General features: G+C 66.5%; 11 protein-coding genes and 1 tRNA gene. 5 read left to right on the plus strand and 7 right to left on the minus strand.

The features are described 5' to 3' along the window. Positions 1-11: 11 nt before the first annotated feature. From ACFQZV_RS09920 to ACFQZV_RS09940, 5 genes are all read right to left on the minus strand, one after another. Entirely contained in the window at positions 12-1,169 is a 1,158-nt protein-coding gene (locus ACFQZV_RS09920) for a lysyl oxidase family protein (RefSeq protein ID WP_378749073.1), read from the minus strand. Beyond that, positions 1,169-2,026: a class C sortase gene (locus ACFQZV_RS09925; protein WP_378749075.1), complete on the minus strand. Its 858-nt coding sequence runs from the start codon at positions 2,024-2,026 to the stop codon at positions 1,169-1,171. The genes ACFQZV_RS09920 and ACFQZV_RS09925 overlap by 1 nt, the downstream gene beginning before the upstream one ends. A gap of 163 nt (positions 2,027-2,189) precedes the next feature. Then, positions 2,190-3,779, minus strand: coding sequence for a SpaH/EbpB family LPXTG-anchored major pilin (locus ACFQZV_RS09930; RefSeq protein ID WP_378749077.1), 1,590 nt, complete (start codon positions 3,777-3,779; stop codon positions 2,190-2,192). Positions 3,780-3,826: 47 nt separating this feature from the next. Beyond that, a complete protein-coding gene (locus ACFQZV_RS09935; RefSeq protein ID WP_378749079.1) occupies positions 3,827-7,207 on the minus strand; it encodes a DUF5979 domain-containing protein in 3,381 nt (1,126 codons plus the stop codon). Positions 7,208-7,373: 166 nt separating this feature from the next. Beyond that, positions 7,374-7,456: transfer RNA gene (locus tag ACFQZV_RS09940), tRNA-Leu, on the minus strand. A gap of 58 nt (positions 7,457-7,514) precedes the next feature. Between ACFQZV_RS09940 and ACFQZV_RS09945 the strand changes: the two genes are divergently transcribed. Continuing rightward, complete coding sequence (locus ACFQZV_RS09945; protein ID WP_378749081.1) at positions 7,515-8,126, plus strand: ANTAR domain-containing response regulator; 612 nt, start codon at positions 7,515-7,517, stop codon at positions 8,124-8,126. Positions 8,127-8,169: 43 nt separating this feature from the next. Here ACFQZV_RS09945 and ACFQZV_RS09950 read toward each other — a convergent pair whose 3' ends face one another. Next, positions 8,170-8,601, minus strand: a complete 432-nt coding sequence (locus tag ACFQZV_RS09950) for a hotdog fold thioesterase (RefSeq protein WP_378749083.1) — start codon at positions 8,599-8,601, stop codon at positions 8,170-8,172. Between the two features lie 44 nt (positions 8,602-8,645). Between ACFQZV_RS09950 and polA the strand changes: the two genes are divergently transcribed. From polA to ACFQZV_RS09970, 4 genes are read left to right on the plus strand one after another with little or no spacing between them, the layout of a single operon-like run. Beyond that, positions 8,646-11,285, plus strand: a complete 2,640-nt coding sequence (gene polA / locus ACFQZV_RS09955; RefSeq protein ID WP_378749085.1) for a DNA polymerase I — start codon at positions 8,646-8,648, stop codon at positions 11,283-11,285. A gap of 50 nt (positions 11,286-11,335) precedes the next feature. Next, positions 11,336-13,012 (plus strand): DUF885 domain-containing protein, encoded by a 1,677-nt coding sequence (locus ACFQZV_RS09960; protein WP_378749087.1) that lies wholly within the window; start codon positions 11,336-11,338, stop codon positions 13,010-13,012. A 47-nt stretch (positions 13,013-13,059) separates the two neighbouring features. Continuing rightward, positions 13,060-14,415 carry an MFS transporter gene (locus ACFQZV_RS09965; RefSeq protein ID WP_378749089.1) on the plus strand — a complete coding sequence of 452 codons (1,356 nt, stop codon included), beginning with the start codon at positions 13,060-13,062 and terminating at the stop codon, positions 14,413-14,415. A gap of 21 nt (positions 14,416-14,436) precedes the next feature. Continuing rightward, the gene (locus ACFQZV_RS09970; RefSeq protein WP_378749091.1) at positions 14,437-15,201 is read left to right on the plus strand and encodes an SGNH/GDSL hydrolase family protein; all 765 of its coding nucleotides are present in this window, start codon (positions 14,437-14,439) and stop codon (positions 15,199-15,201) included. Here ACFQZV_RS09970 and ACFQZV_RS09975 read toward each other — a convergent pair. After that, the gene (locus ACFQZV_RS09975) at positions 15,196-15,759 is read right to left on the minus strand and encodes a dihydrofolate reductase family protein (RefSeq protein WP_378749093.1); all 564 of its coding nucleotides are present in this window, start codon (positions 15,757-15,759) and stop codon (positions 15,196-15,198) included. The genes ACFQZV_RS09970 and ACFQZV_RS09975 overlap by 6 nt on opposite strands. Positions 15,760-15,768: the final 9 nt, after the last annotated feature.

Genomic DNA, 15,768 nt, shown 5'->3' on the forward strand with positions numbered 1-15,768 from the left:
GGCGACCGAGGTCATGCATCGGGCGCGACGTAGTCGACGGGGAAGGTGGCCGTGTTGTTGGATGAATCCGACTCGAGAAGAACCCCTGCGGGATCCACCGTGAGGCGAATCCAATAGGAGCCGGACGGAACGCCTGTCACGTCGATCCACTGGTCGGGCAGTTCGGCGCCGTAATAGTCGGCGTAGCCCGTGTTGATTCCCTGCTCTTCGACCCCGCAGTCATAGGGAGGGAGGTCGAGGAAGAGATCGCCGTCGCCGCGCGCGGGAGGGTCGACGGCGATGACGTCGGTGAGACAGAAACTGATCTTCTCACTCGAAGCGATCACCGTGGAGCGATCCTCCGACAGCAACTCGTAGCGCTCGAATTCATCGAGGTGGAAGTGATTGTGTTCGGCGTGGTAAACGAATCTTCCCGCGCCGTGCAGGAAGACGCCGCTGTCCCCGTACACACGTTGTTGCACGGACTGCAGTTCGCCGTCTTCGGAGACGTCCGCCGCCGTGACGTGGAGAAGGCCGCCCTGGTTGAGCGTGGATGTGGCGAATCGCAGAAGAACACGTCCGGGTTGGGTCTCCGTGTCGACGCGGGTGATCGTCGGCGACGGATAGTCATCTCCGCCCATATCGCTCAGTTGCGGCACGAGATCGGGTAGGTCCATGCCTGCGCACTCGGCAAGGGCAGGGCACGACCGGAACGAAGCGACGGGGATGGTCGCGGTGGTACCCAGCGCGACCGTGAAGGACTGGCTGAGCGCTGTCGGCCGAGGAAGATTCGCTGCGGCCGGCCCTTCGAGAATCGGCTCTGTGCGGATCGTCACGGTCGTCTCACCTGGTGTGACGTTCGGGACTTCCGGGAGCAGGAACACGCCGTCGGCGTCGGTCTCCGTCGTCGCGATCGGTAGGGGACCGGTCGAGTAGACCTGCACGTGCCGGTGTCCCAGAGCCGGTTCGCCGCGGCCCGGGATACCGTCGCCATCGCGATCTTGATAGAGGAATCCGCCGACTCCGGTGGCGGACGGCTCAGGGATGTCGGGGATCGCGTGCGGCCCGGTGGCGAACGTCGGAAGGAGGACCGCCGCCGCGACCGAGACCACGAGCAGGGCGAGCACCCCGACCGTCGCGATGACCGCACGGGGTCTGCGGGCCGGGACGCCTGACGATTGCCGAACCATCACACCTCTCTGCCTGTGCGTTGCGACCTGGGTGCTCGGGCAGAGTGGGGGCGACCCGCGCGCCACACATACGCGACCAGCAGGGCGATGACCGCGACATAGGCGACCAGCCACCATGGAAAGCCGGGTCCGCGAGCGGGTTGGGTCGCCTCCTCGGCCGCATCGGAGGGAGTCGGCGACACACGCTCGCCGGTCACCAGGATGCGGTGACTGTTGATTCCCAGGGGTGTGCAGGTCACGAGGGTCATCAGGTCACGGCCGGCTTCCTGCCGGAGCGCATCGTTGTCCTCGGGTTCGACGACCCGCGTGTCGACCACGCGGTAGGTGACCACTTCACCGAAGGTGTTGACAGTGAAGACATCTCCCACCTCGAGCTGATCGAGATCGCTGAAGAGCGTCGCTTCGGCGAGGCCTCGGTGTCCGGTCAGCACGGCGTGGGTGCTCTCCCCACCGATCGGAAGCGATGTGCCCTGGAGGTGTCCGATTCCCGATTCCAACGTGCGATCCGATGTCCCATGGAAGACCGGGAGGTCGACGCCGATGCGCGGAATCTGGATGCGGGCCATCACCCCGGTATCCGATTTCAGAAGCGTCCAATAGTCGAGGGAATCATCTCGGGTGACACCGCTGCCTTCGGGCACACGCGTGTTGGCGGCGAGGATCGCTCCCGATGAGAGTGCTTCGTTGTAGGTGCGTGCGGCGGCGAGTTGTTCCTCCACACTCGGATCCACGGAGCTGAGTGACTCGTCGTGTCGTTCGATGACCTGGGTCTGGTTCACTTCGAACACCCAACTGGCCGCGGGGGAGTACAGCAAGGCAGTCACTCCGAGGAAGGCGATGACGGCGGTACTCCACACCAACGCACCCGCACGCCATCGGCGGGGGGTGGGGGGAGTACCCGCCCTGATCGTCGTATCCACGTGCGCTCCGAAATCGCCATCACCGCAGTGCGTCGCGGGCGGCTGAGGGGTCAGCCGCCCGCGACGTGCAATCAGATGAGGGCGAGGTTACCTGAATGGGTCATACTGCGTCGTCGAGCGCTCGAGTGCGCTTTCGAGCGACGAGGTAGGCACCGGCGGCGATCAAGAGCAACGCGGTTCCGCCGACGGTCAGAAGCATTTGCCCATCGGCACCGGTGATCGGGATGCCGGGCAGAAGCTGCTGGTCGTTCTCGACGGTGAAGGTGGGGTCGCCGGTGACCTCGCCGGTGGCGATGTTCACACTCGTCAGGGCGGCGTCTCCTGTCGGGAGGACGAACCCGGCGGGCGCGGCCGTCTCCTGCAGGATGTAGCAGCGGTTCGCGACGTCGTCGTTCGAATCGCCCACCCACAGACCGGCGATGGTGATGCTGCCGTCGGGCACCGATGTCACGCTCGTGACCGGTGTCAGACCGTCGATGTCCGACGCCGTCGGCGCGTCGCACGAGCCATCGGTGTCCGTCGTCATGAATACCGCGAACTCTGCGCCTCCCAGAGCGTTGGTGCCCGCGGCATCCGTCTTCTCACCGAGCAGCCCACCCCATCGTGTCGTCACCTCGGGCGTCGGGTTCTCCCCCCCGTTCCCGTCGCCGTCGAGGTCCAGGTCGTTGATGTTGACGAACGCCTGGTTGGTGATCGCGCCGTTGGCGTTCGCGGTCGCCGCGAACTCCACCGACAGCGTCTGGCCTCCGCTCAGCTGCGCAAGACCAGCTGCCGACAGTGTGACTGTGATGACGTCGTCGGTCGTGTCGAGTGCATAGTCACCGGGCGTGGCAAGCGGTGACCCGTCGAGGCTCACGACGACCGAGCCATCAACGAGATCGAGCAGCTCGTCGAGCGTGTCTGTGAGGACGGCGTTCACGTACGTCTCACCGTCCGCGAGCGTCGGCACGAGTTGGGTGATCGAGAAGTCGATTTCGTCGCCCCGTACGACGCCGTTCGTCGGCTGGTCACCGATCGTCTTGGAAGGCGCCTCCACACTCAGGTTCTTGGGGTAGACGTTCACGTCGTACTCCCACAACCCGGTGTTCTCAGCGCCACCGGACGCATCGGCGGGCGTGGGCACCGTGACGATGAACGGGTCACCGATGATGACGCCCGCAGGTGCGGCCGTCTCGGTCACGAGATAGGCGCCGACGGCAAGGCCGCCCCACGTGGCTTCGCCGTTGCCGTCGGTGTCCTGGGATGTGCATCCCGACAGGGGGAAGCTCGTGGTGGTGTCCGCACCCGCTGTCGACCCCGTCAGCGCGGAACCGTTGCTACTCAACGGGTCAAGTCCGTTCACCTGCGGCCACCCCGCGTTGGAAGTATCAGCGAGTGACGTGATGTTGCCGATCGCGCAGAGCGCGAAAGTCACTCCCGCGATGGGGTCGGATGTGGGATCGGTACCGGTGCCGGAGGGGTCCTGCGCACCGTCGGCCGGATACGCGTACTTGTGTACGGTCACCGATCCGGTCGCCGAGCCGTCGACCGGACCTGGCACTGGAACGGCCTGCGCCGCCGATGCCCCGAGGGCGAGCCCGCTCACGACGAGCGCGGCTGCGGCGATGAGAGAGAGTCCTCTGCGAGTGGGGGCGTGCGATTCCTGCGGAAACATGCGTTGCCTTTCTGCGTGGCGATTCGGGAATGTCATGGGGTGTAGTCGCGTGTGTCGCTGACACAGGCGATCGGCCGCCGGAGTCAGTTCATGAGACGAGCACCGCGCCTTCGTCGGATCGACTCGAGCAATGCGGCGAGCAGCGCCAGTGCGCCCCCGGCCATGAGGTAGTGGTCCGTGCCGAGCCCACCCGTGAGCGGAATGGCCGGAACCGCCTGGGGATCGTTGACGATCTCACCGAGGTCGAAGACACCTCCGTCTGCGCCGATCACCGCCGTGTGCGGCGTGGTGTCGAGGACGTATCCGGCGGGCGCCGACACCTCGACCAACCGGTAAGACCCGGGGGTCAGGTCATCGATGGAGAAGCGCCCGGGCAACGGGTCGGAATCGCCGCCGTCCGCGCACGGCTCCTCGATGCAATCGAGGACCTCCATGGCAGGGCCGGTGGGATTCCCCTCGGCATCGACCGGCGTGAGCTCCCATTCCGAATCGGTCAGCAGATTCGCGGAGGCGTCGACCTTGTCCCACTGGACGCTGCCTGCCTCGGGCGTCTCTTGGGTGGTTTCCTCCGGCGGGTTGGTCGGGGGCTCGGTGGGGGACTCGCCGGTGACGACGTTGCGCAAGGTCGCAGCCCACGCATCGTCGTCGACGATCACGGCATACTCCAGAGTCGCGGTGCCCCCGGGGGGCAGGGTGAAAGCCGGCGACACGAGAGTTGCCGACACGGGATCGGGCACGGCCACGCCGGTTCCCCCGTCCACGACGAGTGTTCCGGAGTCGATGACGTAGGACGCATCGTCCAGCACATCCGAGAGATCATCGGTCAGAACGATGTCCTCGACGGGGACATCGGCTTCACTTGTGACCGTCACGCGGTAGTCGATCCGATCGCCCGGAAGGACGTGCGCTCCGTCGGCGAGCTCCACGCCGTCGAGCATCGCGACCTTGACGTAGGACCAGTCCAGCGCCGGATCGGGGAAAGTGTTGATCACCGTCACCGTCACCGTCGTGTCGCCCACCACGGTGACCTCGTTCGAAGGGTCGTACGACACCTCGGCTCCGTCGGAGTCGAGCTCAGTGACCGTGCAGACCGCGCCTTCTGGAAGATCGGAGATGAGCGCGGGGGTACCGTCGCGGTCGAGCGAGCCATCCCATTCGATATCAGAGCCTCCGTTGGGGTCAGTGCACACCAGCTCTACGGGGAAGCTCTCGGCATCGCCGGACTCGTCGTTCGGGAAGGGGTCGATGACCTCCTTGACGAGTTGAACACTGCCGGTCGCGAGAACGTAGGTGTTCGTCACCGCCACGGCGACGGCGGAGTCCTCGATCACATCGATCGGACCCGGCGGCGAGTAGGTGACCTCGGCACCGTCGGTGTCCGTTTCGGTCACCGTGCACTCCCAGCCCGCGGGAAGGTCGGTGACCTCGGTCGGGCTACCATCACGATGGATTTCGGCAGTGCGCGTGAGCTGTGCTCCGCTGGCGGGGTCGACGCACTGCACGTCTACCGGGAACGTCTCGGCCTGATTGAGCCCGTCGGGGTCATCGATGGTCTTCGTCAACGTGAGCGAGCCCGTCGGGACGATCAGCGGGCTGACGCAGCCAAGACCCGCACCACCCGCACCGCCGGTGGCGGTGAGAACCTGGTTCTTCGGGTTCGTGATCGTCGGTCCGCCGCTTCCTCCCGCGAGTTCGAGCGTGACGTTGGGAACCTCGGCCGCCGGGCACGAAGATTCGACTCCGACCAATTCGAGCCAGACGCCTCCCGCGCCACCGCCACCACCGGATACACCGCCGTGGTACTTGTTCGCTGTCGGTGCACCGCCGATGCCGCCGTTGGCGGCGATGACGATCGGGTCCGCGACCGTTGTGGCGCGAATCCTCATCTGCCCGCCGGCGCCACCACCGGATCCGGAGTGAGCACCACCGCCCGTGGGGGAGGCTCCCTCCGCGCCGTCAGAACGGATGTCGCCGTTTCCCCCGATCGAGACGAAGTCGAGATACACGATGCCACCGCCGGCTCCGCCGAGGCTGTGACCGGAATCCTGGCTACCCTTGCCGCCCGCGCCACCCATCATCAGTCGGGGATTGGTGGCGTTCAGATAGTGGGCGCTGTCGGGAAGCGGATCCGCGACCGGATCGTTGCCATCGCCACCCGCAGCATAGGGCCCAGGAGCCACGAGCCCCCCGCCCCCGAGGCCGCCCTCGCCGCCGCCGGTCCAGCTGCCGCCGCCGCCGCCGCCGTTGCCGTCATCACCGCCGGAGACGTTTGAGGGCGCGCCACCACCACCTCCGTACGAGCCACCACCGGCGCCGGCACTCCCCTCGTTTTGGCTTCCCTCGGTACTCGTTCCGGTGGGTCCCCCTGCGAAGCCGTCAGCACCGTTCCCGACCCCACGGGGTCCACCGCCACCTCCGGAGCCGCTGTACAAACCGGCTGCGACCTTGGCGAGCCCACCTGCGCCGCCGCCGTCGGTACCACCGCCGCCTCCGGAACTCACCTCGCCACCACCGCCGCCGCCTCCGCCGATGACGCCCCCACCACCACCGGCCGCACCGCTGGCTGAGGAGTAGGTCACGTTCAGGTAGGGATCACCGCCATCCGTTCCGGCTCCGATATCGCTCGGGAAGAAGAGTACGGTCCCGTTTCCGCCGCGGCCGATGCCGCCGCCCTTGCCCGACGTCTCCGTGCCCGAGGTGCCGCCCCCACCGCCGATTCCGCCGCCACCTCCGGCCGTCGGCGTGAAAGGCACCATGGCCGCGTTGTTGTTCAGCGCACCATCGAAGCCGCGTCCCGTCGTGCTTCCGGGTCCAGAGGACAGATCCGGTGTCACGGTGGACGTCGGCGTGTAGTCGTTGGTGAACCCGGTCGCGCCGGCGTCGATGTTCGCGTTGAGGGTGAGAGTGCCTCCCGCGAGAGCGACGATGCCGCCGGTGCTGCCGTTCCAGGGCGCCGCGGTGACCTCCGTGTCTACTGTCGTGACACCGGCGTCGTAGGGCATCCGCACCAGTTGGACTGCCTCGGTCGCGGGCGAGTACGTTCGAGTGATCGTGTCGAGCGTGATCGTCGACCCCGCGACGGACACGACCTCGGCAACGTCATAGTTTCCGAAACTCGACCCATGAACCGGTGCCGTGCCGGTCATCTGGATGAGCATGACCCGGTCTCCGACGGCGAAAGGCGCAGACGCGCCCCGGAGCGAACCGGTGACCGTCACGGCTGTCCCGGCGATCGTCGACACCTTTTGGTAGCCGTTGACGACACCGCCGATCGAGGCAGCGACCGCCGGCTGCGAGGGGGTCACCACGGCGCCGACAGCGGTGGCGAGCGCGAGGCTCGCGACCACGGCGAACGCGCGGAGCGAGGCGAACCGCCAACCGCGGCGACCGCGCGCACGGCGCGCCGACGAGGCGCGATTGATCCTCGACGTCGTGCGCGAAAGCGTCGGGCGAGGGGAATTCACAGGCGATCCATGCGGTCGGGGGTCGGGTGTTCCGGCCGGAACACCCGTGACCCGGCGCCCCAGCCGCTGTTCCGGACACTAACAATCCCGCAGGGGTTCCGCGAGAGCCCCCGTGGAGGAATCACCCGATGGAATCATCCACGCGTAGTTCGACGGTGGTAATCGGTGCCGGTGGTGGGAGTCGAACCCACACGCCCTTTCGGGCAACCGAGTTTGAGTCGGTCGCGTCTGCCATTCCGCCACACCGGCGCACCACAGACGACGATACCGTAGGTCACCTACTCCGCCGTGCCCGTAGGATGGTCGGGTGACCGAGCAGGAACAGACCACTCCAGCCGCCCCTCGCCGCGTCGTCGTTGCGGAGGACGAGTCCCTCATCCGCCTCGACATCGTCGAGATCCTCCGAGACAACGGGTTCGACGTCGTGGGGGAGGCGGGTGACGGCGAGACCGCCGTCCAGCTCGCGACAGAGCTGCGCCCTGACCTCGTCATCATGGACGTCAAGATGCCCCAGCTCGACGGGATCTCGGCCGCCGAGAAGCTCAGCAAGAACAACATCGCACCGGTCGTGTTGCTCACTGCGTTCAGCCAGAAGGAGCTCGTCGAGCGCGCGAGTGAAGCGGGTGCCCTCGCCTACGTCGTGAAGCCGTTCACGCCGAACGACCTGCTACCGGCGATCGAGATCGCGCTCGCGCGCCACGAGCAGATCCTCACCCTCGAGGCCGAGGTGGCCGACATGGTCGAGAGGTTCGAGACCCGCAAGCTCGTCGATCGTGCCAAGGGCCTCTTGAACGAGAAGATGGGCCTCAGCGAGCCGGAGGCGTTCCGCTGGATCCAGAAGGCGTCAATGGATCGCCGCCTCACGATGCAGGACGTCGCGAAAGCCATCATCGAGCAGCTCTCTCCCAAGAAGGGCTGATCGGCTCCTCCTCGCACGGGAGGATCCACGAGACTCCCGCGGCTCAGCGCGCCGGAGCCTCGCGGATCATGTTCGTGATCCGCACCGTCGAACACCGACGCCCCTGCTCGTCGGTGATGACGATCTCATGCACCGTCAGAGAGCGGCCCAGGTGGATCGGTGTGCACACACCCGTCACGATGCCGGTGGTCGCCGACCGCGTGTGGGTCGCGTTGATGTCCACTCCGACCGCCAGTCGTCCCGGCCCGGCGTGAAGATTCGCCGCCATCGATCCGAGCGACTCACCGAGCACGACATATGCTCCGCCGTGCAGAAGTCCGACCGGTTGAGTGTTGCCTTCGACCGGCATCGTCCCGACGCAACGATCGACGGCGAACTCGGTGAAGCGCAGACCCATCTTTTCGGCCAGGGCGCCCATTCCACGCTGCTGGGCCCATTCCAGGCCGTCGGTGTGTGCGGCAGGAGACGTGCTCATCGGGCTCACTCTCGGGTGTCGCAAGCCCTGGCTAGGCTTGGAGGGTGACGGACTCCGCAAAGCCTACCCTTCTCGTCGTCGACGGCCATTCGCTGGCGTACCGCGCGTTCTTCGCCCTCCCCGTCGACAACTTCTCGACGAAAGACGGCCAGCACACCAACGGCATCTACGGCTTCCTCGCGATGCTCATCAACCTCATCAAGGCCGAGCAGCCGACGCACCTCGCGGTCGCCTTCGACACGTCGCGAAAGTCGTTCCGCACGCGCGAGTACAGCGAGTACAAGGCGAACCGATCAGAGACGCCTGCCGAGTTCAAGGGCCAGATTCCGTTGCTTCAGGAGTGCCTCGCGGCGATGTCGATAACGGTTCTCGCGCAAGAAGACATCGAGGCAGACGACATCCTCGCCACGCTCGCCCATCAGGGATCGTCGCAGGGTTACTCGGTTCTGGTGTGCTCGGGCGATCGGGACACGATTCAGCTGGTCAACGACGACGTGACGCTGCTCTACCCGAACGTCCAAGGTGTCTCGCAGCTCAAGCGCTACGACCGCGACGCTGTCATCGAGCGGTACGGGGTGCCACCCGAGCAATACCCCGATGTCGCTGCGCTGGTCGGCGAGACGAGCGACAACCTGCCCGGCGTGCCCAAGGTAGGGGAGAAGACGGCGGTGAAGTGGCTCAATCAGTTCGGTTCACTCGATGAACTCTTGGCCGGCGCCGAGACGATCAAAGGTGTCGTCGGCGGCAATCTGCGCGAACACATCGACGATGTCCGTCGCAACCGTGCACTGAACCGTCTCCTCACCGACGTCGACCTGCCCGTCACGGTCGACGAACTCGAGGTGCAGCCGATGGACGCGCAAGCCGTGCGTGACATCTTCTCGCGACTCGAGTTCAAGACGCTGATTCCCCGGGTCGCCGAACTCGCGGGCATCGAACAGCAGATGGCCGCGGTGACCTCCGCGGCCGCGGTGAGTGCGCCGACCGCGCGCGAGATGTCTGCTGCCGAGGTCGCCGCGTGGCTTGCCGAGGCCGTCGGCGACGTCGGCGTGACGATCGCCGTCGATTCGACCCTTCCCTCTCGCATCGGTTTGGCGGCCGGCGACACCGCGATCGAGGCCGACTGGAGTGAAGAGATCGCTGCGGCAGTCGCCCCGTGGTTCTCGTCTCCTGCGCCGAAGGTGTTCTCCGATGCGAAGCCCCAGGTGAAGGCCCTGAGGCGCGCCGGCCTCACCGTCGAGGGGCTCGCGTTCGACACGATCGTGGCCGGCTGGCTGCTACGACCGAGCTTCCCCGACAAGACACTCGCACACCTGGTTGACCGGTACCTCGACGAGACGTTGCCTGAAGCCGACCCCTCACAGCTCGTACCCGAGACCGAGGGCGCCACTCCCGGTCAGCTGTCGTGGTACTCGTTGCGTGTCGCCGACGCACTGCGCGCGGACATGCCGGCCTCCGTTGCTCACGTCCTCACCGACATCGAACTGCCCACGCTCCTCACCCTCGCCGATATGGAGCTTGCGGGCGTCGCCGTATCGCACGCCAAGCTCTCGGATTTCTCCACCGAACTCGCTGCGCGCGCCGACGTGATCGCGCAGGACGCCTACGCAACCATCGGACGCGAGGTCAACCTCGGCTCGCCGAAACAGCTGCAAGAAGTCCTGTTCGAAGAACTCCAGCTTCCGAAGACACGCAAGACGAAGACGGGGTACTCAACGGATGCCGGGGCTTTGGCAGACCTGCGCGACAACACCCCGCATCCGTTCCTCGATCAGCTGCTGCAATATCGAGAAGCCACCAAGCTGAGACAGATCATCGAATCCCTCGACGGCGCCATCGCCGACGACGACCGCATCCACACCACCTACGTCCAGACGGGAAGTCAGACAGGGCGGCTGTCGAGCACGGATCCGAACCTGCAGAACATTCCGGTGCGCACGGTGGAGAGCCGCCGCATCCGTGCGGCGTTCGAGGTCGGGTCGGGGTACGAAACCCTGTTGACCGCCGACTACTCGCAGATCGAGATGCGGATCATGGCTCACCTCTCCGAGGATCCAGGCCTCATCGAAGCCTTCAACAGCGGCGAAGACCTCCACCGCTTCGTCGGCGCGCGCGTGTTCGGGGTCGAACCCGAAGACGTCACCTCGCAGATGCGCACCAAGGTCAAGGCGATGTCGTACGGGTTGGTCTACGGACTGTCGGCGTTCGGACTGTCGAAGCAGCTGCGCATCGAACAGTCCGAGGCGAAAACGCTCATGCTCGAGTACTTCGCGCGCTTCGGTGCGGTGCGCGATTACCTGCGTTCGTCGGTCGAGCAGGCGCGTATCGACGGATACACCGAAACGATCTTCGGGCGACGACGCCCGTTCCCCGATCTGGGGAGCCCGAACCGGGTCTTGCGCGAGAATGCCGAACGCGCGGCGCTCAATGCGCCGATTCAAGGCAGCGCGGCCGACATCATGAAAATCGCCCTCTTCGAGATCCATCGGCAACTCGTTGCGGACGGGATGCGGTCGCGGGTACTCATGCAGATCCACGACGAACTCGTCGTGGAAGTGGCCCCCGGCGAATGGGATGCGGCAGAGCGGATCGTTCAGGAGCGGATGGCGGCAGCCGCCGACCTGTCGGTGCCTCTCGACGTACAGATCGGCCGCGGCGACGATTGGGATGCCGCCGCGCACTGACTCTGGAGGGCGTTCGAGGGACGTGGGAGGGACGTCGTAGGCTCATCAGCATGACTGACCAGCCACGCACGCCCACGCCCGTCGACACGATCGCCGACGCATGGGTCGACACCCTCGCCGAGCTGGAGCCTGTGCTCGGCACGTACATCGGCCGTTTCGAACACAATGACGCGTTCGGAGACCTCTCGCCGGAAGGACGTGACCGTCTCGCCGACGAAGCGCGCGCCACTCTCTCCGCGCTGAAAGCCGCCGAAGCAATGGACGATATCGACGCCATCACGAAGGAAGACCTCAAGCGCGAGCTCGAGCTCGACCTCGAACTCCACGCTGCTCAGAATCACCTGCGCGACGTGAACGTGATCGCTTCGCCGGTGCAGGAGCTGCGGTCGGTCTTCGACCTCATGCCCACCGACACCGCCGACGACTGGTCGACGATCGCGGCGCGCTTGCGAGCGGTCCGCGGCGCCGTCGACGGATACATGACGACCCTCCGGAAGGGCATCGCCGACGGCGTCGTGCCGGCACGGCGGCAGGTTCTCGAGGCCGTCACGCAGATCGGTCGATACACCGCCGACTCGGGCTTCTTCGCGGCGTTCGCCGCCGAAGCGGCTCCTTCTGAGGGGGCGCTTCCGGCATCCCTCGCACGCGATCTCGCCGACAGCGCCAACGTCGCGCGTGTGGCGTATGACGAGCTCGCCTCGTTCCTTGCGGGCGAACTCGCTCCCGTCGCGAGCGAGAAGGATGCAGTCGGTCGCGACCTCTACGCGCTGCACTCCCGCCGCTTCCTCGGTGCGAGCGTCGATCTTGACGAGACCTATGAGTGGGGCATCGAGGAGCTCGGCCGCATGGTCGCCGAGCAGACGGCGATCGCGAACGAGATTCTGCCCGGTGCGTCGGTCGAAGAGGCCGTGGCCTTTCTCGAACAGGATGAGTCGCGCAAACTGCGCGGCACGGATGCGCTCCAGGCGTGGATGCAGCAGACGAGCGATCGAGCGGTCGACGAACTCGGTCGCACCCACTTCGACATCGCGGAACCGATCCGTCGCCTGCAGTGCATGATCGCGCCGACCAAAGAAGGCGGCATCTACTACACGGGCCCGACCGATGATTTCTCGCGCCCTGGGCGCATGTGGTGGTCTGTTCCCGAGGGTGTCACCGAGTTCGACACGTGGCGCGAACTGACGACGGTGTACCACGAGGGTATTCCGGGCCATCACCTGCAGATCGCGCAGGCGGTCTACAACCGCGCACAGCTGAACTCGTGGCGCCGACTTCTTGCCGGAACCAGCGGCCACGCCGAAGGGTGGGCCTTGTACGCCGAACGTCTCATGGAGCAGCTCGGGTATCTCGACGACCCCGCCGACCGGCTGGGGATGCTCGACGGGCAGCGCATGCGCGCGGCCCGTGTCGTCCTCGACATCGGCGTGCACCTCGAGAAGCCGCGCCTCAACGGAGAGCCCGGCACCTGGGACCACGACTACGCCCTCGCCTTCATGCTGGGCAACGTGAACATGCCTCCGGAGTTCGTGCAGTTCGAGGTGAATCGCTATCTCGGCTGGCCTGGGCAGGCGCCGTCGTACAAGGTCGGTCAGCGGATCTGGGAACAGCTCCGCGACGACGTGCGCGCCCGCGAAGGTGACGCGTTCGACATCAAGCGGTTCCACAAGCGTGCTCTCGACGTCGGCGGCGTCGGACTCGACACGCTCCGCTCCGCGCTCAGCCGCTGACCGCCGCTCGCACGCGGAGGTGGGCGCGGCATCCCTACGATTGACACATGACGGATGCCGCGCCCACCGCAACGCCCTCGACCTCCGAGCGGCTTGACCGTCTGCCCTTCACGCGTCGACACCTGCGGGTATTGACGGGATCGGGAATCGGCTGGGCCCTCGACGCGATGGACGTCGGCCTGATCTCGTTCATCATCGCGGCGCTGGCCGTGCAGTGGGATCTCGGCACGGGCGAGACCGCGTGGATCGCGTCGGTCGGTTTCATCGGGATGGCGATCGGCGCCACGCTCGGCGGCCTGTTGGCGGATCGGTTCGGGCGTCGTCAGGTGTTCGCCGTCACCCTGCTGATTTACGGCGTCGCGACCGGTGCGAGTGCGCTGGCCGGCGGCTTGGCGCTCCTGCTCGTGCTGCGATTCTTCGTCGGCCTGGGCCTCGGCGCCGAACTGCCCGTGGCGTCGACCTATGTCAGCGAGTTCGCTCCGGCCCGCATCCGCGGTCGACTGATCGTGATCCTCGAAGCGTTCTGGGCGGTCGGCTGGACCGCGTCGGCACTCATCGGCTACTTCGTGATCCCGACGTCCGACGCGGGGTGGCGGTGGGCATTCGCGATCGGGGCGATTCCCGCGGTGTACGCTCTCGTGGTTCGGTGGGGGCTGCCGGAGTCGCCTCGGTGGCTCGAACGGCGCGGCAAGCACGCCGCGGCAGATGTGGTGGTGCGAAGCTTCGAGCAATCACCGGGGTTCGGCGCGCAGACCGAATCGCGCAGCCACCGGATCGTGCAGGCGGGGACATCATCGACGGTTCCTGCCGGGATCCCCGCGCTGTGGTCTCGCGAGTTCGCCGTCCGAACGGCGAGCATCTGGGTGATCTGGTTCTGCGTCAACTTCGCCTATTACGGCGCATTCATCTGGATTCCAACGATCCTCGTCCAGCAAGGCTTCGACCTCGTGCGCTCGTTCGGATTCACCCTGATCATCACGCTCGCGCAGCTGCCGGGATACGCTGTCGCCGCCTGGCTGATCGAGGTGTGGGGGAGACGCGCAACCCTCTCGGTGTTCCTCGTCGGCTCGGCGATCGCTGCGGTGTTCTTCGGTACGGCGTCGAGTGAGGCGATGCTGATCGGCGCGGGAATGGCGCTGTCATTCTTCAACCTCGGCGCCTGGGGCGCGCTGTACGCCGTGACCCCCGAGCTGTATCCGACGTCGTTGCGCGCAACGGGAGCGGGGTGGGCCGCGGGAATCGGGCGCATCGCTTCGATCATCGCCCCGCTGTCGGTTCCCTTCCTGCTCGGTATCGGCGGCGCTCCGCTCCTGTTCGTCGTCTTCGCGGCGTTCTTCGCGGTCGCCGCGACCGTCACCTGGGGGCTCGTGGATCGGCGTGGCGTGGCGCTCGACGACCGCTGACGACCGCGTAGCGTAGAACCCATGAGCACGGTGAGGTACGTCGCGATCGGCGACTCGTTCACGGAGGGTGTCGGCGACGAACTGCCCGACGGGCGCGTACGCGGATGGGCGGATCTCGTCGCGCAGGGGTGGGCGAACGCGCGCGGCGAGTCGATCTCGTATGCGAACCTCGCGATCCGCGGAAAGCTCGTCTGGCCGATCGTCGAGGAACAGCTCGAGCCGGCGCTCGCCCTGAAGCCGACCCACCTGTCGTTCAACGGCGGGGGTAACGACATGCTGCGCCCGCGGACGAGCATTTCGCGCATCGTCGACGCATTCGACCGCGTCGTTCAGCGGTGCGACGACGAAGGAGTCACGCTGATCGTCTTGTCTGGCGCCAATCCGTCGGGACAGTTGCCGCTGAGCCGGGTCATCCAGCGTCGGGGCGATGTGCTGTCCGCCGCTGTAGGGAGCCACCTCGCCCACCGCGACGACATCATCACGGCGTTCAACTGGCCAGACCGCGAACTTTCGTCGCCTCCGTACTGGTCGGATGACCGACTCCACATGAACTCGCGCGGTCATCACCGTGTCGCCGCGCGCGTGCTCACCGCTCTCGATGTCGAGCCGCCTACCGGGTGGTGGTCCTTGCCCGCTCTCCCGCCCGCCGGCGCGCGTGGGCTGGCGTACTACCGCGAACACGTCGGCCCCTGGATGCGCCGGCGTCTGACCGGCACGTCCTCGGGCGACGGCCGCGAGCCGAAATATGGTGTCTGGACGAAGATCTCGCCGTCACACCCCTCATGATCGGGTGACGCGGTAGACCACCTCGGCGAATGCGCCGTTGCGGCGTACATCGACGAGTTCGAGCACATCGGCACCGATTCGTCGGGGGAGGAGGGGTTTGCCCGACGGGAGGACTGCGGGAGCGAAAGAGACCCGTATCTCGTCGAGCAGACCCGCGTCGAAGAACTGCCCGACGAGGTCACCACCACCGACGATCCAGACATCGGCCGCACCGGCGGAGGAGGCGACATCGCCCCAGTGTGTCGCCGGCTCACCCGAAACGAAACGGATGTCAGCGCCAGGAACGGCGGGAAGCGCTCTGCTCGTGAACACCCAGGCGGATCGCGCACCGTAGAACGCGCTCCACTTCTCGGGGTGCTCCAGCAGGTTCTCATGCGCGAGGATCCACTCGTACGTCGAGGAACCCATCACCAACGCGCCGACACCGTCGAGGAAGCGGTCGAACTCCTCGCCTCCGCTCTCTCCGCCGGGTGCGGCGAAGAGCCACTCCAGCGAATGGTCGTCGTCGGCGATGAAGCCGTTGAAGGTCGACGCAGTGTTGTAGATGAGTCGCGGCATGCCGCGAGC

It is taken from the genome of Microbacterium koreense (assembly GCF_042677105.1).
GTDB classification, from domain to species: Bacteria; Actinomycetota; Actinomycetes; order Actinomycetales; family Microbacteriaceae; genus Microbacterium; species Microbacterium koreense.